Raw genomic sequence first — 22,718 nt, 5'->3', positions numbered from 1 at the left:
CGATTAGCCGGCAGTTCGAAGACCGACCTAGGAAGATTGAGCATGAGCCAGACCAAAACGCTTACGACCGCCAGCGGCGCTCCTGTCGCCGATAACCAGAACTCTCGCTCCGCCGGCCCGCGCGGCCCGCTGCTGCTCGACGATTTCCACCTGATCGAGAAGCTTGCTCACTTCAATCGCGAGAACATTCCTGAGCGCCGTGTGCACGCCAAAGGCTCGGGCGCCTACGGCACATTCACCGTCACCCAGGACATTACCCCGTACACCAGCGCCAAGTTGTTCGAGTCGATCGGCAAGCAGACGCCCACCTTCCTGCGGTTCTCCACCGTGGGTGGCGAGCGTGGTTCGGCCGACACTGAACGCGACCCGCGCGGGTTCGCCCTGAAGTTCTACACCGAGGAAGGCAACTGGGACATCGTCGGCAACAACACCCCGGTATTTTTCATCCGTGATCCGTTGAAGTTTCCAGATTTCATCCACACCCAGAAACGTCTGCCGCAAAGCAACCTGAAAAGCGCCCAGGCGATGTGGGATTTCTGGTCACATTCGCCTGAGGCGTTGCACCAGGTCACCATTCTGTTTTCCGATCGCGGTATTCCGGATGGCTACCGCCACATGCACGGCTTCGGCAGTCACACCTACAGCCTGATCAACGCACAGGGTGAGCGCCACTGGGTGAAGTGGCACTACAAGACCCAGCAAGGGATCAAGAACCTCGCACCGGCAGAGGCAGCACGCCTGGCAGGTACCGACCCGGATTACGCCCAGCGTGATTTGTTCAGCGCCATCGAACGCGGTGACTTCCCGAAATGGAGCGTTTGCATCCAGGTCATGACCGAGGCCCAGGCCGCAGCCCATTACGAGAATCCGTTCGACGTCACCAAGACCTGGTCGCAGAAAGAGTTTCCGCTGATCGAAGTCGGTGTGCTCGAGCTCAACCGTAACCCGCTGAATTATTTTGCCGAAGTCGAGCAAGCGGCGTTTGGCCCTAGCAACATGGTGCCAGGGGTTGGCCTCTCGCCGGACCGTATGCTGCAGGGCCGTGTCTTCGCCTACGCTGATGCGCACCGCTACCGTGTGGGCACCAATCACCAGCAATTGCCGGTGAATGCGCCGCGCAGTCCGGTCAATACCTACCAGCGCGACGGTGCCATGGCGTTCGGCAGCAATGGCGGGGCGGCACCGAACTACGAGCCTAACAGCTACGTGGAAGCACCGAAGCAAGCCCCACGTTACGCAGAGCCAGCACAGGCCCTCAGTGGCGCGGCTGACCGCTACGATCATCGCGAAGACACCGACTACTACAGCCACGCCGGTGCGCTGTTCCGCTTGATGAGCGATGAGCAGAAGGCGCTGTTGATCAGCAACATCGCCGGTGCAATGGGAGGCGTGTCGGCAGATGTGGTTGACCGTCAGTTGCAGCATTTCTTCAAGGCCGATGTTGCCTATGGAGAGGGCATCGCAAAAGCCTTGGGTGTAGCGCTTAACTAAGTCTAAACGAGAAGCAGAACCGCCCTCATTAGGGCGGTTTTTGCGTTATTTAACCTGGTTTTCTCGGATTTTCTTTGCTTTTGTAGCGTTGAGACAGTGACCTTGCGGTCAGCTTGGTTCAAACTACAACCTTTAAAAGCTTGTGGAGATGTAGGGCGATGCAAGGTCACCCAGACGTAATCGATTACCTCAACACGTTGCTGACAGGCGAGCTGGCAGCCCGTGATCAATATTTCATCCATTCGCGGATGTACGAGGATTGGGGTTTTACCGAGCTCTACGAACGTATCAATCACGAGATGGAAGAAGAGACCCAGCACGCCGATGCGCTGATGCGCCGGATCCTGATGCTCGAAGGCACGCCACGCATGCGCGCCGATGATCTCGACGTCGGTACCACGGTGCCCGACATGCTCGCCGCCGACCTGCGCCTGGAATACAAAGTCCGCGCTGCATTGTGCAAAGGCATCGAGCTCTGCGAGCAGCACAACGACTATGTGACCCGCGAGATCCTGCGGATCCAGCTCAACGACACCGAAGAAGACCACACCTACTGGCTGGAGAAGCAGTTGGGTCTGATCAAGTTGATCGGGTTGGAGAACTACCTGCAATCGCAGTTCTGATGTATTGATTGCGGGAGCGAGCTTGCTCCGGGCGGCGATCCGACGATAGCGGTGGGTCAGTCAGCAGAAATGTGGCTGACATACTGATCGCGAGCAAGCTCGCTCCCACAGGGAAACAACAAAAAGCCCCTGCCATCGATGAGATGACAGGGGCTTTTTCGTGCTCGGGTGAAATCAGTCCCGATCACGTTCCAGCAGCGGCTTGAGGTAGTAGCCGGTGTAGGACTGCTTCATCTCGGCCACTTGTTCCGGCGTCCCTACGGCGATGATCTGGCCACCCTTGGAGCCGCCTTCCGGCCCCAGGTCCACCAGCCAGTCAGCGGTCTTGATCACGTCCAGGTTGTGTTCGATCACCACTACGGTGTTGCCGTGGTCGCGAAGGCGGTGCAGCACGTCGAGCAATTGCTGGATATCGGCGAAGTGCAGGCCTGTGGTCGGCTCGTCGAGGATATACAGGGTCTTGCCGGTGTCGCGCTTGGACAGCTCGCGGGACAACTTGACCCGCTGGGCTTCACCGCCGGACAACGTCGTCGCCGACTGCCCCAGCTTGATATACGACAGGCCGACATCCATCAGCGTCTGGAGCTTGCGCGCCAGGGCCGGCACCGCGTCGAAGAACACCCTGGCCTCCTCGATGGTCATCTCGAGGGTTTCGTGGATGTTCTTGCCCTTGTACTTGATCTCCAGGGTCTCGCGGTTGTAGCGCTTGCTCTTGCACACATCGCACGGCACGTAGATGTCTGGCAGGAAGTGCATTTCCACCTTGATCAGGCCATCGCCCTGGCAGGCTTCGCAGCGCCCGCCCTTGACGTTGAACGAGAAACGCCCCGGGCCGTAGCCACGCGAACGGGACTCCGGCACGCCGGCGAACAGTTCACGGATCGGTGTGAACAACCCGGTATAGGTCGCCGGGTTGGAGCGCGGGGTACGGCCAATCGGGCTCTGGTCGATGTCGACCACCTTGTCCAGGTGCTCCAGGCCCTTGATGCTGTCGTGGGCGGCCGCTTCCAGGGTGGTGGCGCCGTTCAGGGCCGTGGCGCTGAGGGGGAACAGGGTGTTGTTGATCAGCGTCGACTTGCCGGAGCCGGACACACCGGTAACGCAGGTCAGCAGGCCGATCGGGATTTCCAGGTCGACGTTGCGCAAGTTGTTGCCGCGAGCACCCTTGAGTGTCAGCGACAACTTCTTGTTGCGCGGCGTACGTTTGGCCGGGACCTTGATCTTGACCCGGCCCGACAGGTATTTGCCCGTCAGCGAGTCAGGGTGCGCCATGACTTCGGCGGCGGTGCCCTGGGCGACGATATGCCCGCCATGCACGCCCGCGCCCGGGCCGATGTCCACGACGTAGTCGGCCAGGCGAATGGCGTCCTCGTCGTGCTCGACCACGATCACCGTGTTGCCGATGTCCCGCAGGTGCTTCAGAGTTCCGAGCAGTCGGTCGTTATCCCGTTGGTGCAGGCCGATGGACGGCTCGTCGAGGATGTACATCACCCCCACCAGGCCGGCGCCGATCTGGCTGGCGAGGCGGATACGCTGGGCTTCGCCGCCGGACAGGGTGTCGGCGCTGCGATCGAGGGTCAGGTAATCCAGGCCGACGTTCACCAGGAACTGCAGGCGCTCGCGGATTTCCTTGAGGATCTTGTCAGCGATTTCGCCCCGACGACCGGTGAGCTTCAAGCCGCCGAAATACTCGGTGGCGTCGCCAATCGGCAGGTTGGTCACCGCCGGTAGGGTCTTCTCGCCGACCCACACATGCCGCGCTTCGCGACGCAGACGGGTGCCACGGCAATCCGGGCAGGGCTGGGTGCTGAGGAACTTGGCCAGTTCTTCGCGCACGCTGGCCGATTCGGTCTCGCGGTAGCGTCGCTCCAGGTTCGGCACGATGCCTTCGAACGGGTGGGAGCGCTTGACGATATCGCCACGGTCGTTGAGGTATTTGAAGTCGACATTCTGCGAGCCGCTGCCCTGCAGGATGAATTTCTGCTGGTCGGCGGGCAGCTCGTTGAACGGCTTGTCCAGGCTGAACTTGTAATGGGCCGCCAGCGAACCGAGCATCTGGAAGTAATAGACGTTGCGCCTGTCCCAGCCGCGAATCGCGCCTTCGGCCAGGGTCAGCTCGCCATTGACCAGCCGCTTGGTGTCGAAGAACTGTTTGACCCCCAGGCCGTCGCAGGTTGGGCAGGCGCCAGCTGGGTTGTTGAAGGAAAACAGCTTGGGTTCCAGCTCGCTGATGGCGTGGCCGCAGATCGGGCAGGCGAAGCGCGCGGAGAAAATGATTTCCTCGCCAGGCTCGTCGTCCATCGGTGCGACCAGGGCGATGCCGTCGGCCAGTTTCAGCGCCGTCTCGAAGGACTCGGCCAGCCGCTGTTGCAGGTCGGCCCGGACCTTGAAGCGGTCGACCACCACATCGATCGAATGCTTCTTCTGTTTATCCAGCTTCGGCAATTCGTCCAGTTCGCACAGCTTGCCGTTGACCCGGGCCCGCACGAAGCCCTGGGCGCGCAGTTCTTCGAAAACCATCAGGTGTTCGCCCTTGCGCTCGCGAATCACTGGCGCCAGCAGCATCAGCTTGCTGCCTTCCGGCTGGGCCAGCACCAGGTCGACCATCTGGCTGACGGTCTGGGCTTCCAGGGGAATGTCGTGATCGGGGCAACGGGGAATACCGACCCGCGCATACAGCAAGCGCAGGTAGTCGTAGATCTCGGTGATGGTGCCGACCGTCGACCGGGGGTTATGGGAGGTCGACTTCTGTTCGATGGAAATGGCCGGCGACAGGCCTTCGATGGTGTCGACGTCGGGTTTTTCCATCATCGACAGGAACTGCCGGGCGTAGGCCGACAGCGATTCGACATAGCGTCGCTGGCCTTCAGCGTACAACGTGTCGAAGGCCAGGGATGATTTGCCGGATCCGGACAGGCCGGTGATGACGATCAGCTTGTCCCGTGGCAGGGTCAGGTCGATGTTCTTCAGGTTGTGGGTACGGGCCCCACGAATCAGGATCTTGTCCAAAGTGGCCTCGCTCGGCGGGCGTCGAAAACGTAGGAGTATACGGGCAAATACTGGATGGATGCACACTATTGAAGGTGCGATTGCAGCCATACATGAAGACTGCGCGGCAAACGGTCGCCATATACCCTCTCAATCGATGGGACTGGTAGAATCGCCGCCGGTTCACATGAGGTTTTTCCATGCAAGATCCCCACAGCGAACGCATGAGTAGTGGCGAGACACGCGCAGCAAGCGGTCTGGCCCTGGTGTTCGCCTTCCGTATGCTGGGCATGTTCATGGTGTTGCCGGTGCTGGCGACCTATGGCATGGACCTGGCTGGCGCGACCCCGGCCCTCATCGGGTTGGCGATTGGCGCCTATGGCCTGACCCAGGCGATCTTCCAGATCCCGTTCGGGGTCATTTCCGACCGCATCGGCCGGCGTCCGGTCATCTACCTGGGGCTGATCGTCTTCGCCCTGGGCAGTGTGCTGGCGGCCAATGCCGACTCGATCTGGGGCGTGATCGCCGGACGCATCCTGCAGGGTGCCGGGGCTATTTCCGCGGCCGTCATGGCGCTGCTGTCAGACTTGACCCGCGAACAGCATCGGACCAAGGCCATGGCCATGATCGGCATGACCATTGGTCTGTCGTTTGCCGTGGCCATGGTGGTAGGTCCCTTGCTGACCCGTGCCTTTGGCTTGTCCGGCCTGTTCCTGGCAACCGGCGCCATGGCGCTGGTGGGGATCCTGATCGTGGCATTCATGGTGCCGCACGCCACCGGGCCGTTGCAGCACCGGGAATCCGGGGTGGCGCGCCAGGCACTGATCCCGACGCTCAAGCACCCGGACCTGTTGCGCCTGGACCTGGGCATTTTCGTGCTCCACGCCATGCTGATGTCCAGCTTCGTAGCCTTGCCGCTGGCGCTGGTCGAGAAGGCCGGCCTGCCCAAGGAGCAGCACTGGTGGGTCTACCTGACGGCGCTGCTGATTTCGTTCTTCGCCATGATCCCGTTCATCATCTATGGCGAGAAACGACGCAAAATGAAACGAGTTTTGCTCGGCGCCGTCATGACGCTGATGCTCACTGAGCTATTCTTCTGGCAGTTCGGCGATAGCTTGCGGGCCCTGGTGATCGGCACGGTGGTGTTCTTCACCGCGTTCAATCTGCTGGAAGCATCGCTGCCGTCGTTGATCAGCAAGGTTTCACCGGCGGGCGGCAAGGGCACGGCGATGGGGGTCTATTCCACCAGCCAGTTCCTGGGTTCGGCGTTGGGCGGGATCCTCGGCGGCTGGCTGTTCCAGCATGGCGGTTTGTCGGTTGTGTTCCTGGGTTGTGCCGCGCTGGCTGCACTTTGGTTCGCCTTTGCTGTTACCATGCGCGAACCTCCCTATGTGACGAGCCTGCGCTTGCCCTTATCGCCCGAGGCGATTCGTGAGGCTGGCCTGACCGAGCGTCTGAAGGCCGTCGTTGGAGTAACCGATGCAGTGGTGGTCGCCGACGAAGCGGCCGTGTATATCAAACTCGACACCGAATTATTGGATCGCGCGACGCTCGAGCGCCTGGTGAACAACCCGGCCCCGACTACGTGCGAAGCCTAGGAGAACGTTATGGCCCGTGGGGTTAACAAAGTCATATTGGTCGGTACTTGCGGCCAGGATCCCGAAGTTCGCTACCTGCCGAACGGCAACGCCGTGACCAACCTGAGTCTGGCGACCAGCGAACAGTGGACCGACAAGCAGACCGGCCAGAAGGTCGAGAAGACCGAATGGCACCGCGTGTCGATGTTCGGCAAGGTGGCTGAGATCGCCGGCGAATACCTGCGCAAGGGTTCGCAGGTGTACATCGAGGGCAAGTTGCAGACCCGCGAGTGGGAAAAAGACGGTATCAAGCGTTACACCACCGAAATCGTGGTCGACATGCAAGGCACCATGCAACTGCTGGGCGGCCGTCCACAGGGCGACCAGCAACAAGGTGGCAACAACTACCAGCAGTCGGCTCCGGCCCCGCGTCAACAGGCGCCTCGTCCGCAGTCGGCGCCACAGCCACAGCGCGAACGCCCGGCCCCACAACAGGCCGCGCCGCAACCGGCTCCGGATTTCGACAGCTTTGATGACGATATTCCGTTCTGATTACTGGTTGAGACTACTCAGCCAATAGTTTGAAAAAAGGCCCCAAGCGCACTCTGCCCTTGGGGCTTTTTTATTTATTGGCGCAGGCCAGGTTCATGACTTGAGGACACCGGGCAATCCCGGTCATGCTCACAAATCCAGATCCAATACTTCCTGCATCCTCTCGCCAATCGACTGCCTCAACCACTCGGCATGGAACGCCATGTCCCGCACCGTTACATCCGAAAACCGAAGTTCGATCGGCTTGCCATTGGCCCCGGCGAAGCACACCACAAAGTGACAAAAGTGGGCGGAAGCGGTCGTTATGTAGGGCCTGATGGAGTGGATATCGCTGTACGGCACGCATTCTTCGGTGGTTTGCCGGGCAGGGCGGCGCTGGGTGAAGGTGAGGCGTTGCTGGCGTTCGTCGAAGCAGAAGCCAAGCACCGTGGGCCCGGAGGCGAGCCAGTTGATCACGCAGACGGCCGCGAATGCGCTGATGAACATGAGCGCTAGAACCAGCGGATCTTCGATCATTCTCATGTGAATGGACGACAGGCCTTCGACCTTGAACAGCATCATGGTAAACACTGCCAGCCCGTAGACGGGCAGGGCCAGCAACATCCCCGCAACGTAAATCATGGTGCCCAGGAATCCCGGCCTGGATACGTCGCTTGAGCAATCCCACGTGGGCGGGTGCCGTGACGCTGATGTAGCGGTCGGGAACGGGGATTCGACCAGGCGCGGCGGGCGTCTGCGTTTCATGCGGCTGGCTCTTGGGAAAAATACCCGGCCATTCTTATCGTTATTGCTCAAGTACGCCTAGTAAAAAACAGTTCGCCCGAGGTTGGGTTCTTCCTGGCCCCCGCCGCCCAGATTTCTTGCCTGCCGTGCTATCACCCTCACGGTCGGTAATTTGCCGGTAACTCATGCCGTGTCGGCGTCTTCTCTTCGTGATAGTGCGGTTTGCCCTGGGGGGAGTTCATCAAGGTCGAATTGGCCAGGATCGTCTCCGTCAGCAAACAGTCCTCGCCTTCCCAGAACCAGCAGGCCAGCGCCGAGTTTCGGTTGCCGTGCATGTCCACGACGGCCGGCCAGTTTTCGACGCCGTAGGCGTCACTGGGGGCAATGTCGGGGTAATGCTTGGGCGGCAGGACCAATGCATCACCGGGCCGCAGCCACAGGTCAGCCAGATAAATTTCCCTGGCCGCAGGACGCCAGCGGGCGACGCTGATCACCAGCGGCAAGCGTCCGTAGCGGGAAAAGAACGCGTGGGGGAAGTCGTGGTATTCGAGGTCGGTCGGGTTGTAGGTCAGCAGCTCGCGCTGGCGCGCCGGGCCCAGGTAGGGCGATTGGTGGCCGGCCCATTTGCCGTAGGTGTATTGGCCCAGGATCAGTTGGTCGTACTCGAAACGCAGGCATTCGCCGTTGCCGAGCAGGGTCATGCCGAAGGCTTGCGCCGTTTCCCTGGTTGCCCAGATGGGGGCGTAGTGCACTTCGCTGGCGTGGAAGTCGAACGTCTTGATCCAGTAGGAGCCGCTGTTCGTTGGAACCTCACGGTCCCTCCAACTGATGCCGGAGTAGCGAGTGCCCAAGGACAGGGATGGATTCTCGGGGCTGAGCGGGATCAGGTTGCCGCGCACCTGGACACTCGGCTGCGCCAACCCATGGTCGTTGAACAGATAGGGAAAGCGGCGGGGATCGAGGGCTGTTTCCACGCCGTCGCCAATAAAGGGAACACTGTTGAAGACTTGCATCGTATGGGGACCACGCACGCAAGAGGGCTAGAGGGAATGGCAGTCAATCAAGCCACGAAACCTGTGGGAGCGAGCTTGCTCGCGATGGCGGCGGCACATTCAACATTGAAGCAAGCTGAACCAGCGCCATCGCGAGCAAGCTCGCTCCCACAGGGGGGTAACTATCGGGTATCAACTATACGGACGATGCTGCTCGCGCAACCAATCCATGCCGTGAGGCTGGCGCCAAGCCCGGACGGCGGCGCGCTTTTCAACCTGGGTCAGGCACAAGGCGTCCATCCAGTAGTAGACCATCAACAGGTGAAACACCTCATCGCCGCGCCGGTCCCAAATGACGTCGTCCTGCTGGCGACCTGGTTCGATGGGCTTGAGCCGGCAGTCGCCCTGGTCATGCATGCCCTGCAGGCAGGTTCCCGTCTCGTAGTTGATCAGCAGTACCGGGTGGTTGATTTCCGGGTAGGGTTTTTCCAACTCGGGCATGTACCAGAATTGCCCTGGGTTGCACCTGTCCGGCGTCTGCATGGCGATACGGGTCCGGTTTTGCGGATCGACTGCCAGCGCCGGTTTGTCTCCAGTATTGTTGCGCACGATGTACAGCGCGGTGCGAGGGTCTTGCTCGGTACTTGCCGTTTTGACCAGCTTGACCTTGCCGAACGAGTCGTGGGAAAGCCGAGCCTTGATCTTCACCGTTGGGTTGAGGTCTTTGCCTGCCTGGCCGAAACCGGCAATGAGGCCATCGACACCAGGCACCTCGAAGTCATTCCCTGCCAGCACATAGGTCAGGCCGGACAACGGGTTGGGTTGCATGTGCTTGGTCAGCGTCTCCCAACGTGCGAGCGACACTTCGCTGGCGCCGTTGGCCAGCAGGGCCTCGCGCATGGCGTACCCCGGGTAGTAGCGTGAGTCGCGCGGCCAGCGTTCAGTGGCCATCAGCAGTTTCTGCCCGCTTTTTTGTCTCAGCAGCAGGGCCAGCCCATCCCAGAACTGTTCAAATTCCGTGGTCGATGCATTCGCGGCGGGAGGGTAGTGGAAGCTCTCGCTGGTTTCCTTGCTTTTGTTGTCGACGAACACCATTCGCAAGGCCGGGCCGGTTGCCGCTGCCTTGGGTGTGGTTTGCCGCCCGGAGCGACCGAGGACCACCACCGACTCCTGCCAATTGGCTTCGATTTCCGCCTTGTAGCTGGTGTACCACTGGTAGGCCTGCTCCAGTGCCGTACGGGCCTCGCCTTCCTTGACGAAACGATAGACCGGCGAGATTTTCAACTCCACGACCGTAGGGTCGTCCGACAGCGATTCACGCCATTTACCGAACTCCACGTTGCAGTTGCTGGGGTCCACTGCATTGAACGCGATAGCGTGCGTACCGCCCTGGGTGGTCAGGTTGGCGTTGCGGTGGGCGATGTTTTTCTTGACCGTTTCCGAGATCGAGGTGGTCGCGCTACCGCTGACAAAGGCGCCGTATTCGGCCTTGACCATCGCATCGAGGGTGTTGGTCTGGCTGAGGAAGCTCTTGAGCGCGGTCATCGCATAGTTCAGCGAGCCGCCGACGGTCACTTCGCTGACGATATCGGCGCCAAAATCGACGAGGAAGTTGAAAAACGCTGTCGGATTGCCCGGATCGAACGCCTTGGGCAGGTCATCGACACGCTTCTTGAACGCTTCAGTCGCATTGGCCGGATTGACTTCGAAGGTCAGTTTCCATAACCGCACCGTGTGACTGTAGAGCGCGGCTTCGCGCTCTTCGAGCGTCTTGATGTCACTGCCGAAGGTGACTTTGAAACCGGCGGAAAAGGCGCCGTATTTACCGGAGGCTTCGACACTGGTCTGGGTATGTTTTTCGAACTCGTCGCGGGAGGAAAACGTCTCGGTTGAGAAATTTTCGGTGGCCACGACGGTGGACATGGTGACGTTTTTCCCTACGTTGTAGGCTGTTTTCCGGTACGGCACGGCACGTTTGCCCGACTCGGTATCACCGACCTTCTGACACTCCTTGCTGTCGCCGGCCCAATCGAGCCGGTTCAGTCCACGCCCCAGCAGTTGCGAACCGCCGATATCGCGCAAGTCGTCGCCTGCGGTGCCCTTCAGTCCATCGTTCATCGCCTTTCTCCCATCGTTCAGGTTGTATCAACTGGGTGCCAATTGATGGGAGTGAGTATCGGGAGGGCCGTGATAACCGGACAGTCCAGAGCAGTGTCAGTCCGGTATCAGTTTGGTATCAGGCCAAATGCCATCTTTTCATTAACCCGCAGAGAGGTGCTGGAGTACACTCGATCGGCTGCCGTTGTCCCAGGGTAGAAGGGTTATCGACATGGACTCCCGACACAATACCTTTGCTGCCCTGCCCAAGCGTGATGCCTCGATATCCGACGGTCGTGTGCTGCTGGACGCGGTGTCGTTGAAAGGACTGCGCAAACAGCATGGACTGAGTCAGGAAACCCTGGCCGAGGCCTGCCTGAACCGGCATTTGTGCGTCTCGATCGCCTCCATCAAGCGCGCTGAAACCGGCAAGCCAGTGCTTTATCGCACCGCTCGGCACCTGGCGACGGCCTTCGGGGTCGATGTGAGTGCGCTGCTGGGCGATCCCGCCTCGGCGGCTTTGGTGCACATCCAACAGACGATGACCGAACTGCACCAGGTGGCCTTTGCGCAACAGGCGCAGAAACAGGTCGATGACAGCGTCATTCGCTATGTACTTGAACTGTCCTTTCGTATCGATGGGTTGCCAGGGGCGACGTTCATGGATGAAGTCGAGCGTCTGGTGCGTCAGTTCGGTGGCGTTCCACTAGGGATGACGCAGGATGTTGTGATCGCCCAATTCGGCTCTCCGCAGGCGTATCGCAGCGATAGCGAACGAGGCCTGCTCTGCGCGTTGGCGCTGAGCCGCGAGCAATTCGTCACGCCCGGGCATGCCTTGGTGCTGAGGCTTGTGCGCTTGAGTGCTGAAGCGACATACCCCCATGTTGAGCCTGCTTTGCTCGCACAAAAGCCGTTGCTGGATCGTCATGGGAATGCGCCGGTGTATGTTGCGCAGAACCTGCTGGAACAACTCGCTGCCCGGTTTGAGTTTTCCGCCTCCGACGATGAGTTTCAGGCCTATCGCAAATGCCTGCGCCCGCGCAGCCTCGACGAAAACGCACCGCGTCCATTGGTGGGGCGAGCCATTGAGCTGTTGCAGTTCAAGGCAGTGATCGAAGCCACCCAGGAATGCCAGGACGGGCACGTCGTCTATGTGCGCGGCATGGCGGGCATCGGCAAGACCCGGTTGGTCAGCGAGTTTCTCGAAATGGCTCGGCAGCGTGGCTTTGCCTGCCATCGCGGCGATGTGCTGGATTTCGGCATGGACAACAGTCTGTGGCCCCTGGGGCAATTGGTGGCCAGCCTGCTCAACCTCGGTGGGGCGCCGCCCATCAGCGCATCGTTGTTGGACGCGGCCCTGTCCCGCCTGAAAGTGGCCGCCGAGCATCGCATGTTCCTGCAAGTGCTGACGGGCGTGTCGTCTGCCGAGCCGCCCATCCTGTATGGCGCAATGAGCAACCAGGCCCGTACCCAGGGGCTGTTCCAGGCTTTGCTCGACGTGTTGCTGCGCGTCGCGGTGCAACAACCCTTGGTGATCTGCTTCGAAGACCTGCACTGGGGCGACACCACGCTGTTTACGCTGTTGGGCAAGCTGCTCGATGCGACTGACGAAGCCCCGGTTGTCTGGCTGCTCACGTCCCGTCCCGAAGATGACCCGCTGGGCGGCGAAATCCGCTCGTATTCCTCCAGCCCCATGAGTCTGCTCGACATCGCGCCGATCCGGGCGCGGGAGGCCACGGTCCTGGCGGAGCAATTCATCGATGTCGATCCGCGCTACCGGGCTGAATGTGTTGCCCGCGCCCAGGGCAATCCGCTGTACTTGACGCAACTGCTGTCGAGCCAGGAAGGTATTTTCCCCGACAGTCTGCGCCATCTGGTCCAGACCCGCTTTGACAAGTTGGCCCCCGAGCAACGTCGTGCCCTGCATTACGCCGCGGTGCTGGGTAATCGTTTCGAGCTGACGCTGTGGCGCCAAGCGCTGGGGCAGCCCGGTTATCTGCCGACGGCGGACATGCGCCAGGGGCTGCTGCGGGAAGTCGAGCCAGGCAGCTATCTGTTTGTCCATGACCTGGTCATGCACTGCCTCTACGACGCGATGCCCACGTTGCTTCGCGAGCAGTTGCACGGTGAGGTGGCGAGCCTCTACCGCGAGCGCGACCGGGTGCTCTATGCCCAGCATTTGCTGCGGGCCAACGATCCGGCGGCGTTCGACGCGCTGTTGCTTGCCATGGGCGAAAAGCGCCTGGCCTGCCAGTACGACGGTGTCCTTGCGCTGGCGCGGCAGTGCGCGGCGTTTGCCGAGCGTACGCAGGGCGATTTTTCCTTCGCGTTGCTGTGCGGCCAGGCGTGCTCGGGCCTGGGCCAGACCTTGGAGGCCCGGGCGCATTTCCAGCGGGCCTTGGTATTGGCCGAGCAGCCACGGGATCAGATCGAGGCTGCGCTGGGGCTGGCAGCGGTCCTCAATACCCTCGATTGCCTGGACGAGGAGGAGCGCCTGATCGAGGACATGCTGCCCATCGCCCGGGCCATGCAGGCGCATACGGCGCTGGCCCGGTTGAATCACTTGCACGGGAACATCTATTTTCCACGGGGCGATTACGCTGAGTGTCGCCGGCTCCATGAAGAGGCCTTGTCCTGTGCCCGCATCGGCCGGGATCTGGAAACCGAGGCCAAGGCCCTGAGTGGCATTGGCGACTCCTATTACGCACAAGGGCGCATGCAGACCGCCTACGAGGTGTTCGATCAATGCGTACGCCTGTGCGAGCGCAATGGGCTGGCGCACGTGGAGGCGGGCAATCGCAGCGCCCGTGGATCGGCGCAGTTGTACCTGGGCCAGCCGGAGCAGGCTTTGCGTGACGCCATGGAGGCCATCGAATGCAGCACCCGGCTGGGCAATCATCGGGCACAGGTTTTCTCGCGGCTCACGGCGGCCTGGGTGCTGGTGGCGGGCGGCGAGGATGCCTTGGCGGAGCAAGAGCTGACCTGCGCCCTGGCCTTGGCGCGCAACCTCGGCGCCAGCCGTTTCGAAGCGATCCTGCTGGAAGGGTTGGCGCGGGTGGCGTTGCGCCAGGGCGAGCGCGGGCTGGCGCAGACCTTGATCATGGAGGCGGCGAGCCTGGTGGAGCGCTTCGAGCTGCAGCGCTACATCGGGCCGTGGGTCTACGGCAGCCTGGCGATGATCAGCGACGATGGGCCGCTCAGCCAGCAGGCCTTGGCGACGGGCGAAGCCCAGCTCACCCTGGCCTGCCTGGCCCACAACGCTTTGCGCTTTCGCGTGGCCGCCGCTGAAACCTGCCTGTTGGCGGGCAATACCGAACAGGCGATCTGGCATGGGCAACAGATGGCGGCATTGCCCGAGTCGGCGTCATGCGCCTGGATCACCCACCATGTGCGGTTGATCGACGTGGCGGGGCAGTGGCTGCGCAGCGCCGATCAAGCCAGCGGCGAGAAGTTGAAAGGGATGGCGCGCGAAGCGCAGCAGATGGGATTCGTGGCGACGATGCCGAGGTTGCTGCAAGTGCTGGATGTGTGAGCGCTTCCAGGCACAGCGTTGATGCTTGAGGCAAAACCGCACTTCGCCGACGAAGCGCGGTTTTTTTGCGGTTTTTTCGATGTGCCGTGTATTCAGCGATTGGCCGCCAGGAATTGCTCGGTGCTCACCGCACTCGCGTAGGCAAAAACCAGCGCGGCCATGAACGCCGCATGCACCTGGGCAGCAGGCACGACGACGCCGTTGAATTCCAGATCGAGGGTGGCGCAGGCATCATGGACCACCGTGACGCCGTAGCCCAGGTCCGCTGCCGCCCGCACCACGCCGTGAACGCACATGTGGCTCATGCTGCCGACCACCACCAGTTGTTCGATGCCGTGCTGGTCGAGGATGGCTTGCAGTTCGGTTTCGCGAAACGAATTGACGAAGTGCTTGAGCACTACCGGTTCATCGGCGCGGTTGAGCACCTTGGGGTGCAACTGTGCGCCTTCGGAGCCTGGGGTGAAGAAGGGCGCGTCGTCGGAGGTGGATTCGTGGCGGATATGCACCACGCTGTCGCCGGCCTGGCGAAAGGCTTCGATCAAGCGTGCGGCGTTATCGGCGGCGGCGTGGGCGCCGACCAACGGCCATTTGCCCTGGGGGAAGTAGTCGTTCTGGATATCGACTACGATGAGCGCTTGCTTGGACATGGGGGCTTCCTCGATCAGATTGGGTGTGAAGCCAGTATTGGCTTTTGCCGTCGCTTCGAGGATTGGCCGCAACGACAATAAGCGAGGGAAAACTGACAATGACGCAGCAAAGGGCAGTCGCCGAGCTTGGGGTGCTCATTTACCCTGGCGCGCAACTGGCGGCGGTGCATGGCTTGACCGATCTGTTTGCCGTGGCGCAGCGGATCGCGGCCGAGCATGCCAGCGTGCAGTTGCCAACGCTGCGGGTGAGTCATTGGCGGGCGGAGGAGGGCGAGGCTCCGCTGCGGGTGTTCGACAGCGAAACCGGCCCGGCGGGCAAGCTGGTGGCGTTGTTGATTCCACCGTCCCTTGCCGGTTTCAGTGCAGGCTTGGTCTCCCAGGCGCTGATGGATTGGCTGCGAGCGCAGCATGCCGACGGCACAGTGCTGGGCGGGGTTTGCGTGGGCTCGATCCTGCTGGCCGAAAGCGGCCTGCTCGACGGACGCAGCGCCACCACCCACTGGACTTCGGCCAAGACCTTTGCCGCGCGTTACCCGAAGATCAAGCTCAACGCCGACAAACCCATCGTCGACGACGGTGACCTGATCACCACCGCCGGGCTGATGGCCTGGTCGGAACTGGGGCTGCGCCTGGTGGACCGCCTGCTCGGGCCCAGCATCGCCACGCGCACCGCGCAATTTCTGGTGGTCGAGCACAGCGACAGCGCGAGCCAGTGCGGCAGTAATTTTGCGCCCATCCTCGGCCATGGCGACCCGGCGATTCTCAAGGTCCAGCATTGGTTGCAGAGCAGCGGCGCGGTGGAGGTTTCCCTCGCTGCGATGGCCGAACGCGCCGCTCTGGAAGAACGTACTTTCCTGCGCCGGTTTCGCGCCGCCACCGGGCTCAAGCCCACCGAATACTGCCAGCACCTGCGCGTCGGCAAGGCCCGGGAAATGCTGGAATTCACCAATGGCACCATCGACCACATTGCCTGGACCGTCGGTTACCAGGACCCGAGCGCCTTTCGCGCGACGTTCAAGAAAATCACCGGGTTGGCGCCGAGCGATTACCGGGCGCGGTTTGGGGTAAGCCCGCCGAATGCTCCCAAGGGCTGACACTGAACCCTTGTGGCGAGGGGATTTGTGGAAGCAAGGCTCCCTCGCCACAGGAGGGGGCGTATGTTGCTGGAGATCGTGCAATTTGCCGGATGCCTGCCATGTGTCGTGCAGAATGAAACAGGCCCGGTGCTATCAATTGCTCCCGACGCGCCCGCTTGGCTGACCCTCATCGCCATTACCTCGTTGGCCTGATCTCTGCACCTTCCCTTATCTAAAGCCATCGAGCACAGGAAAAAGGGCAACGCATGACACCAGTCAATCGCAACAAGCGGGTAGTGGCCTATTCGGTCAATCCACAAGCGCCGCGCCATGAGGTCGAGACCAACCGTGCACTGGCCCAGTGGCTGGCACAGATCCTGGGATGGGAGTACGGCGACAGTCATGACCCTCAGGTCGCTCATGATCCTTATCTGTTGCCCACGCAAACCCTGATCGGCAGCGAAACCTTGATGCGCCTGGGGGTCAAGGGGCCGGAGGATGTGTGGGGCGGGTATGTCGAGCATGATTTTATCTGCACCAAGGCGGTTACCCACGGTCTGTTGAATAAGGACGCCGTGGCGCCCAAAGGCTGGTCGCCGCTGTTTGCCAAGCTCACGCGAGGCGCGGTACTCGATGGCGTGACGGTCTTTTCGCTCAAGGATGCGCGCCCGGCCGCCGAACATTTGCTGTACTCCGGGCCGATTCGCCTCAAGCCGATCCATGCCTGTGCCGGACGTGGGCAACGGCTGATCAAGAGCCTGGCGCAGTTCGATGAAATCGTCGCCGAGCCCGATGCCCAGGCGCTGTTTCGCGATGGGGTGGCGCTGGAACAGCACCTCAACGAGGTCAAGACCCAGAGCGTCGGCCAGAGCTTCATCAACGGCAAGGTCCTGAGTTATTGCGGTGTGCAACACCTGACCCACGACAGCGAAGGGTTGGAGGTGTACGGCGGATCGGACCTGCTGGTGGTGCAGGGCGGCTATATCGAGTTGCTCAGGCTCGAACTGCCCGACGATGTGCGCGAGGCGGTGCGCCTGGCGCAAGTGTTCGATGACGCCGCCAACCAGGCCTACCCGAGCTTTTTTGCATCGCGGCGTAATTACGACATTGCCCAGGGCCTGGATGCCGCCGGCCAGCCCCGTGGCGGCGTATTGGAACAGTCATGGCGCATGGGCGGCGCCAGCAGCGCCGAACTGGCGGCGTTGCAGGTGTTCGTCGAAACGCCGCAAACCAGCGCGGTGCGGGTGTCCTCGGTGGAGACCTACACCGAGCAACCGCTGCCGCCCGGCGCGAGGGAGGTCTATCGCGGCGCGGCGCACAACGGCGACTTCCTTCTCAAATACGTAACGGTTCAATCCTATGACGGCTAGAAGTGAAACCATTCAGATCGAGATTGACGATGAACGCATGAACGGGACATTCCTGAGTCCCAAGTCGAAGGTCCCTGGCGTGTTGTTCGTGCACGGTTGGGGTGGCAGCCAGGAGCGGGACCTGGAACGGGCCAAAGGCATCGCCGGCCTGGGCTGCGTGTGCCTGACCTTCGACTTGCGTGGGCACACCGGCGGGGCGGGGATCCCGTTGGCGCGAGTCACCCGCGAGGACAACCTGCGAGACCTGTTGGCGGCATACGACCGACTGCTCGCCCACCCGGCCTTGGATACCTCGGCGATTGCCGTGGTGGGCACCAGTTATGGCGGCTACCTGGCTTCGATCCTGACTTCGTTGCGTCCGGTACGCTGGCTGGCCCTGCGGGTACCGGCGCTGTACCGCGACGAGCAATGGCACACGCCCAAGCGCGACCTGGACAAGACCGACCTGCTGGATTACCGCAGCACCCTGGTGCACGCCGGAACCAATCGCGCCCTGCATGCGTGTTCGCAGTTCACCGGCGATGTATTGCTGGTGGAGTCCGAGACCGATGCCTACGTGCCCCATGCCACCATCATGAGCTACCGGGCGGCGTGCCAGCAGACCCATTCGCTGACTCACCGGATCATCGACGGTGCCGACCATGCCTTGAGCGACCCCGTGTCACAGCAGGCCTACACCTCGATCCTGGTGGACTGGATCACGGAAATGGTGGTGGGAGAGCGGTTGAGCATTATCCAGGAGCGGTAGATGTGTGGTGTTCAGGCGGGCCTCATCGCGAGCAAGCTCGCTCCCACAATGAACGCTACAAATCCCCTGTGGGAGCGAGCTTGCTCGCGATGGGGCCAAACCAGGCAACCCATCACTTGAGCCCGGGCTTGACCCGCAACGCCTTGGCCTTCGCCTCGATCACCAGGTACATCACCACGGTAATCAGCAACGGCAGGATGAAGTAGATCGCCCGGTAGGCGATCAAGCCCGCCAGCAGGCTGCCCCGCGAAACTTCATGTTGCAGCAGCGCAACGAACACCGCTTCCAACACCCCAAGCCCCGCCGGAATGTGGGTGATGACCCCGGCAATGCTGCTGATCAGCAACATCCCGAGCACCACCGGATAATCCAGTTTGCTGGGCAGCAACGTGAAGATCACCGCCGCCATCAACGACCAGTTCAGCGCGCCCAGCGCCAGTTGCAGCACCGCCATGCGCAGTGAAGGCAGGTTGATTTCCATGCCGCGAATCGTCCAGGCCCGGCGCTTGGAAAATCGGCAGGCCACCAGGTAACCCGCGCTCACCAGCAGCAACAGCGCGCCGACGCCTTGCAGCGCATCGCTGCTGAGTTTCCAGCCCGGTGGCATGGTCACCAGGCCGCTGCTGAACACCGCGCCGGCCAGGGTCATGTAGCCGAACCAGTTGGTGGCCAGGCTCAGGCCGAGGATCTTGGCAATGTTTCCGGTGCTGACCCCCAGCCGCGAATACAGCCGGTAGCGCATGGCGATGCCACCGACCCAGGCGCTGAGGTTGAGGTTGAACGCGTAACTGATCACCCCCACCGGCAAGATCTGCCGCCAACCCAGTTTCTGGCGGATGTAGGTGCGGCCGATCAGGTCGAAGCAGGCATAGGTGATGAAGCTGGTGATGGTCAGCGCGGCGGCGATGATCAAGGTGCGCACCTTGAAATCGGCCAGGGTGGCGAACACCTCCGACCAGTCGATGCGTCGGGCCAGGGTGGTGAACAGCACGATCAACAGCAGGAAAAACGCCAGGGTCAGCGGTCTTTTCCAGCGGCTCCAGCGGGATTTTGGCTTGGACTGTTCCGGCGCATGGGCATCTCTCGGCGCGGCGTGCGCTTCAGAGTGGTTCATGGGGTTCGCTCCGGACCGCCGTCGGCGGCGAAAATGGTTTCAGACGCGGTTTATGGGCCGGCAGCCAGCCGGCCCAGGCCGGGAAATGGCGCAAAAAGTGGAACACCATGAAACCGATGGTCATGCGCCACAACAGGCCCCGGGGGGCGTGGTCCTTGGGCATCGCGGTGCAATGGTTGCGGCTCAGGTAGTCGAGGCGCTCGAACAACTCGCGGTTGAACGCCCGGTCGCGGATCAGCACGTTGGCCTCCAGGTTCAGGGACAGGCTCAGTGGGTCGAGGTTGCTCGAACCCACCGTGCTCCAGTCCTCATCCACCAGGGCGACCTTGCCGTGCAGCGGGCGCTCGCAATATTCGTAGATCACCACGCCGGCCTTGAGCAGGTAGCTGTAGAGCATGCGTGCGGCGAGCTTGGCGATCATCATGTCCGGCTGGCCCTGCAGGATCAGCCGGACTTCCACGCCGCGCCGTGCCGCGTTGCGGATCTCGCGCAGCAACCGGTAGCCAGGGAAGAAATAGGCGTTGGCGATCACCACCCGCCGCTGGGCACTGCGCAGCACTTGCAGGTAGACCTCTTCGATGTCGCTCTGGTGTTCGTGATTATCCCGGTAGACCAGGCGCACCTGGCCGTCGTGGTCGTTGAACGCCAGCTCGTTGCGGCGGCTGCGGCGGCGTTGCCACCAGTATTTGGCCCGGGCGGGCCGGCCACTCTGCAACAGCGCGAAGTGGTGGATATCCACCACCGCCGGGCCTTTGACCTCCACGGAATAGTCCTGCTTGGCCTCGGCGCCGAAATCGCCCAGGTGGTCGGCGGAAAAGTTGATTCCGCCGATAAACGCAATCACCCCGTCCACCACCACGATCTTGCGGTGCAGGCGGCGGAACCAGTTGGTGCGGATCCCCAGGCGCCGGGGCGCCGGGTCGAACATCTGCAAGCGCACCCCGGCGTCGCTCAACGAGGCCAGGAAACCGGTGGTCAGCTCACCGCAGCCGAAGCCATCGAGGCTGACGGTGATGCGCACGCCACGCGCGGCGGCTTCGACCAACAGGTCCCGTAGTTCATAGCCGACCTTGTCCTCGAACAGGATGAAGGTCTCCAGGAGGATTTCTGCCTCGGCCCGGCGAATGGCTTCGAAGACCCTGGGGAAATACTCTTCGCCGTTTTCCAGCAGCTTGACGCGATTGTTGCCGTGCCAGCCGTATTCGATATCGGCCAGCGCCGGGTTGCGCTCGGTGGGTGACGCCTCGACCTGCTCTACCGTCGCCTTGTTCATCGTCGCGCTCATAATTCGATCTCTACCGACAGCGGTGCGTGGTCGGAGAGGTGCGACCAGGGGCGTACGCTCAACACCTTGGGATGGCGGGCCTTGAGGTTGCGCACGTAGATGCGGTCCAGGCGCAGGACCGGCAGGCGTGCCGGAAAGCTGCGGGCCGGTTTGCCCCACTGTTCGGCGAACACTTCCCGCAGGCCGCAGGGTTCGAGCAGTTCACTGGCCTTGCCGCGCCAGTCGTTGAAGTCGCCCGCGACGATCACTGGCGCGTCGGGCGGCAGTTCGCTCAAGCGCTGGCAAAGCAGCTTGAGTTGCTCGACACGATGACCTTCGCGCAGTCCCAGGTGCACGCAAATGGCATGCACTTGCGGTCCATCGCCCGGCAGGCGCAGCACGCTGTGGAGCATGCCGCGGTTCTCATGGCCGCTGATGGACACGTCCAGGTTGTCGTGGCGGATGATCTGGAATTTCGACAACAGCGCGTTGCCGTGGTCGCCCGCCGGGTACACCGCGTTGCGCCCGTAGGCGAACTGCGGCCAGAGGCTGTCGGCCAGGAACTCGTACTGCGGCATGCTCGGCCAGTTGCTGTAGCGCTGGGGGTGGTGTTCGTGGGTGCCGTGGACTTCCTGCAAGAACACCACATCGGCAGACACGCTGCGCACTGCTTCGCGCAGTTCCGGCAGGATGAAGCGCCGGTTCAGGGCGGTGAAGCCCTTGTGGGTGTTGACCGTCAGTACGGTGAAACGGCTGACCCGGTCGAGAGCCTGGGCCTGTTGCTGGGGCGGCTCGTGGGTCGCTGCGCTGGTTTCCGGGCGGTTCATGGCAATACCCCTTCGGCCGGGCGCTCGCCGGGCGCGGTGGCGAGGTCCTTGTCCAGGTGGAAGTGTTCCAGCAGGTGGCGTGCGTCATAGGGCGCGCGGACTTTGATGTCGTTGTCGAAATAACAGAACACTTCCCGGCTTTTGCGGGCCCGGGGCTTCTTGTCGGGGTCGATCAGGTGGGCGTCGGCGGGTTGCTTGCCGTGGCTCCAGGCCTCGATCCGGTCGCCCCAGCGCTTCAACGCCTCGTCGGTATAGCCGCTGGCGTACAGCTGCTCGGCGCCGTGCAGGCGCAGGTAGACGAAATCGCTGGTGACGTCTTCGCGATAGGGCCATTTACCGGCGGTGTCGGCAATCACCAGGGCCACGTCGTAGCGCTTGAGCAACGTGACGAAGTGCGGGTCGACAAAGCTGTCATGGCGTATTTCCACGGCGTGGCGCAGTGGGCGCTTTTTGTCAGTGGTGGTGCTGGCGTGGCCGTCCAGGCGCGGCTCGTGCTCGCGGGCCAGGGCGGCGGCACCTTCGGTGTCGTGGGGCAGTTGCTTGAGGAAGTCTTCGAACAGCTCGGGGTCGAATTTGAAGCTGGGCGGAAACTGCCAGAGGATCGCACCCAGCTTCTCCTTGAGCTCCAGCACGCCGGAGGCGAAGAAATTGGCCAGGGGCTTGCGGATGTCCCGCAGGCGCTTGATGTGGGTGATGAAACGCGGCGCCTTGACGCTGAACACGAAGCCGGGCGGTGTCTCGGCGTACCACTGGGCATACCGTTCGGGGCGTTGCAGGGCGTAGAACGATCCATTGATTTCGATGCTATTGACCGCTCGCGAGGCGAATTGCAATTCCCGTTTCTGGGTCAGCCCCTTGGGGTAGAAATCCCCCCGCCAAGGCGTGTAGCGCCAGCCGGAAATACCAATGTGGATCGCCGTCATGAATCCCTCCCGTGCCAATGACCTCGTACTGCCTGTGTCTTTTGATGACTGTCGTGCGGCCCGGAAAGTTTCGATGGAGTGCCCAGCGGCGAGAAAGCCTATTGAGGCGAGGCTATCTTCCTGCAGGACTGCGCCTGTAGGAGCTGCCGAGTGCAACGAGGCTGCGATCTTGTC

General features: G+C 62.0%; 18 protein-coding genes. 9 read left to right on the top strand and 9 right to left on the bottom strand.

Features of this window, described 5'->3' with window-relative positions; translation table 11 throughout:
• The first annotated feature begins 42 nt into the window (after positions 1 to 42).
• Both QMK47_RS26275 and bfr read left to right on the top strand, forming a co-directional pair.
• Positions 43 to 1,491, top strand: a complete 1,449-nt coding sequence (locus QMK47_RS26275; RefSeq protein WP_253469859.1) for a catalase — start codon at positions 43 to 45, stop codon at positions 1,489 to 1,491.
• A gap of 158 nt (positions 1,492 to 1,649) precedes the next feature.
• Positions 1,650 to 2,114 (top strand): bacterioferritin, encoded by a 465-nt coding sequence (bfr, locus tag QMK47_RS26270; RefSeq protein WP_014340470.1) that lies wholly within the window; start codon positions 1,650 to 1,652, stop codon positions 2,112 to 2,114.
• 174 nt (positions 2,115 to 2,288) lie between these two features.
• Here bfr and uvrA read toward each other — a convergent pair whose 3' ends face one another.
• Positions 2,289 to 5,123, bottom strand: coding sequence for an excinuclease ABC subunit UvrA (uvrA, locus tag QMK47_RS26265; RefSeq protein WP_253469856.1), 2,835 nt, complete (start codon positions 5,121 to 5,123; stop codon positions 2,289 to 2,291).
• Positions 5,124 to 5,302: 179 nt separating this feature from the next.
• Here uvrA and QMK47_RS26260 point away from each other — a divergent pair, with 179 nt between their 5' ends.
• Both QMK47_RS26260 and QMK47_RS26255 read left to right on the top strand, forming a co-directional pair.
• Positions 5,303 to 6,700, top strand: coding sequence for an MFS transporter (locus QMK47_RS26260; RefSeq protein WP_018612247.1), 1,398 nt, complete (start codon positions 5,303 to 5,305; stop codon positions 6,698 to 6,700).
• 9 nt (positions 6,701 to 6,709) lie between these two features.
• Positions 6,710 to 7,231 carry a single-stranded DNA-binding protein gene (locus tag QMK47_RS26255; protein ID WP_003206078.1) on the top strand — a complete coding sequence of 174 codons (522 nt, stop codon included), beginning with the start codon at positions 6,710 to 6,712 and terminating at the stop codon, positions 7,229 to 7,231.
• Positions 7,232 to 7,360: 129 nt separating this feature from the next.
• Here QMK47_RS26255 and QMK47_RS26250 read toward each other — a convergent pair whose 3' ends face one another.
• The 3 genes from QMK47_RS26250 to QMK47_RS26240 form a co-directional block, all read right to left on the bottom strand.
• Complete coding sequence (locus QMK47_RS26250; protein WP_258689520.1) at positions 7,361 to 7,852, bottom strand: hypothetical protein; 492 nt, start codon at positions 7,850 to 7,852, stop codon at positions 7,361 to 7,363.
• Positions 7,853 to 8,112: 260 nt separating this feature from the next.
• The gene (locus QMK47_RS26245; RefSeq protein ID WP_320389530.1) at positions 8,113 to 8,967 is read right to left on the bottom strand and encodes a hypothetical protein; all 855 of its coding nucleotides are present in this window, start codon (positions 8,965 to 8,967) and stop codon (positions 8,113 to 8,115) included.
• A 171-nt stretch (positions 8,968 to 9,138) separates the two neighbouring features.
• Positions 9,139 to 11,064 carry an MAC/perforin domain-containing protein gene (locus QMK47_RS26240; protein WP_320389529.1) on the bottom strand — a complete coding sequence of 642 codons (1,926 nt, stop codon included), beginning with the start codon at positions 11,062 to 11,064 and terminating at the stop codon, positions 9,139 to 9,141.
• 211 nt (positions 11,065 to 11,275) lie between these two features.
• Here QMK47_RS26240 and QMK47_RS26235 point away from each other — a divergent pair, with 211 nt between their 5' ends.
• On the top strand, positions 11,276 to 14,575 hold the full coding sequence (locus QMK47_RS26235; protein ID WP_258689519.1) for an AAA family ATPase: 3,300 nt from the start codon (positions 11,276 to 11,278) through the stop codon (positions 14,573 to 14,575).
• Positions 14,576 to 14,667: 92 nt separating this feature from the next.
• Here the strand turns inward: QMK47_RS26235 and QMK47_RS26230 are convergent, their stop codons facing one another.
• Complete coding sequence (locus tag QMK47_RS26230; RefSeq protein WP_253469840.1) at positions 14,668 to 15,222, bottom strand: cysteine hydrolase family protein; 555 nt, start codon at positions 15,220 to 15,222, stop codon at positions 14,668 to 14,670.
• A 98-nt stretch (positions 15,223 to 15,320) separates the two neighbouring features.
• Here QMK47_RS26230 and QMK47_RS26225 point away from each other — a divergent pair, with 98 nt between their 5' ends.
• The 4 genes from QMK47_RS26225 (at position 15,321) to QMK47_RS26210 (ending at position 18,416) form a co-directional block, all read left to right on the top strand.
• The gene (locus tag QMK47_RS26225) at positions 15,321 to 16,316 is read left to right on the top strand and encodes a GlxA family transcriptional regulator (RefSeq protein ID WP_253469838.1); all 996 of its coding nucleotides are present in this window, start codon (positions 15,321 to 15,323) and stop codon (positions 16,314 to 16,316) included.
• Positions 16,317 to 16,379: 63 nt separating this feature from the next.
• Positions 16,380 to 16,511: a hypothetical protein gene (locus tag QMK47_RS26220; RefSeq protein WP_301300286.1), complete on the top strand. Its 132-nt coding sequence runs from the start codon at positions 16,380 to 16,382 to the stop codon at positions 16,509 to 16,511.
• 53 nt (positions 16,512 to 16,564) lie between these two features.
• Positions 16,565 to 17,668, top strand: coding sequence for a DUF3182 family protein (locus QMK47_RS26215; RefSeq protein ID WP_320389528.1), 1,104 nt, complete (start codon positions 16,565 to 16,567; stop codon positions 17,666 to 17,668).
• Positions 17,658 to 18,416 carry an alpha/beta hydrolase family protein gene (locus QMK47_RS26210; protein ID WP_003206064.1) on the top strand — a complete coding sequence of 253 codons (759 nt, stop codon included), beginning with the start codon at positions 17,658 to 17,660 and terminating at the stop codon, positions 18,414 to 18,416. Before QMK47_RS26215 ends, QMK47_RS26210 begins: the two co-directional genes overlap by 11 nt.
• Before the next feature lie 112 nt (positions 18,417 to 18,528).
• Here the strand turns inward: QMK47_RS26210 and QMK47_RS26205 are convergent, their stop codons facing one another.
• From QMK47_RS26205 to QMK47_RS26190, 4 genes are read right to left on the bottom strand one after another with little or no spacing between them, the layout of a single operon-like run.
• Positions 18,529 to 19,530 carry a lysylphosphatidylglycerol synthase domain-containing protein gene (locus tag QMK47_RS26205; protein WP_320389527.1) on the bottom strand — a complete coding sequence of 334 codons (1,002 nt, stop codon included), beginning with the start codon at positions 19,528 to 19,530 and terminating at the stop codon, positions 18,529 to 18,531.
• Positions 19,517 to 20,815 (bottom strand): cardiolipin synthase ClsB, encoded by a 1,299-nt coding sequence (clsB, locus tag QMK47_RS26200; protein ID WP_320389526.1) that lies wholly within the window; start codon positions 20,813 to 20,815, stop codon positions 19,517 to 19,519. The genes QMK47_RS26205 and clsB overlap by 14 nt, the downstream gene beginning before the upstream one ends.
• On the bottom strand, positions 20,812 to 21,621 hold the full coding sequence (locus QMK47_RS26195; protein WP_320389525.1) for an endonuclease/exonuclease/phosphatase family protein: 810 nt from the start codon (positions 21,619 to 21,621) through the stop codon (positions 20,812 to 20,814). Before QMK47_RS26195 ends, clsB begins: the two co-directional genes overlap by 4 nt.
• Positions 21,618 to 22,544 carry a DUF72 domain-containing protein gene (locus QMK47_RS26190; RefSeq protein ID WP_253469821.1) on the bottom strand — a complete coding sequence of 309 codons (927 nt, stop codon included), beginning with the start codon at positions 22,542 to 22,544 and terminating at the stop codon, positions 21,618 to 21,620. The genes QMK47_RS26195 and QMK47_RS26190 overlap by 4 nt, the downstream gene beginning before the upstream one ends.
• Positions 22,545 to 22,718 lie beyond the last annotated feature (174 nt).

Source organism: Pseudomonas sp. P9_35 (assembly GCF_034008205.1).
GTDB lineage: Bacteria > Pseudomonadota > Gammaproteobacteria > Pseudomonadales > Pseudomonadaceae > Aquipseudomonas > Aquipseudomonas kilonensis.
Note: the sequence above shows the minus strand (reverse complement) of the source record. Positions and strands in the feature narration are given on the sequence as shown.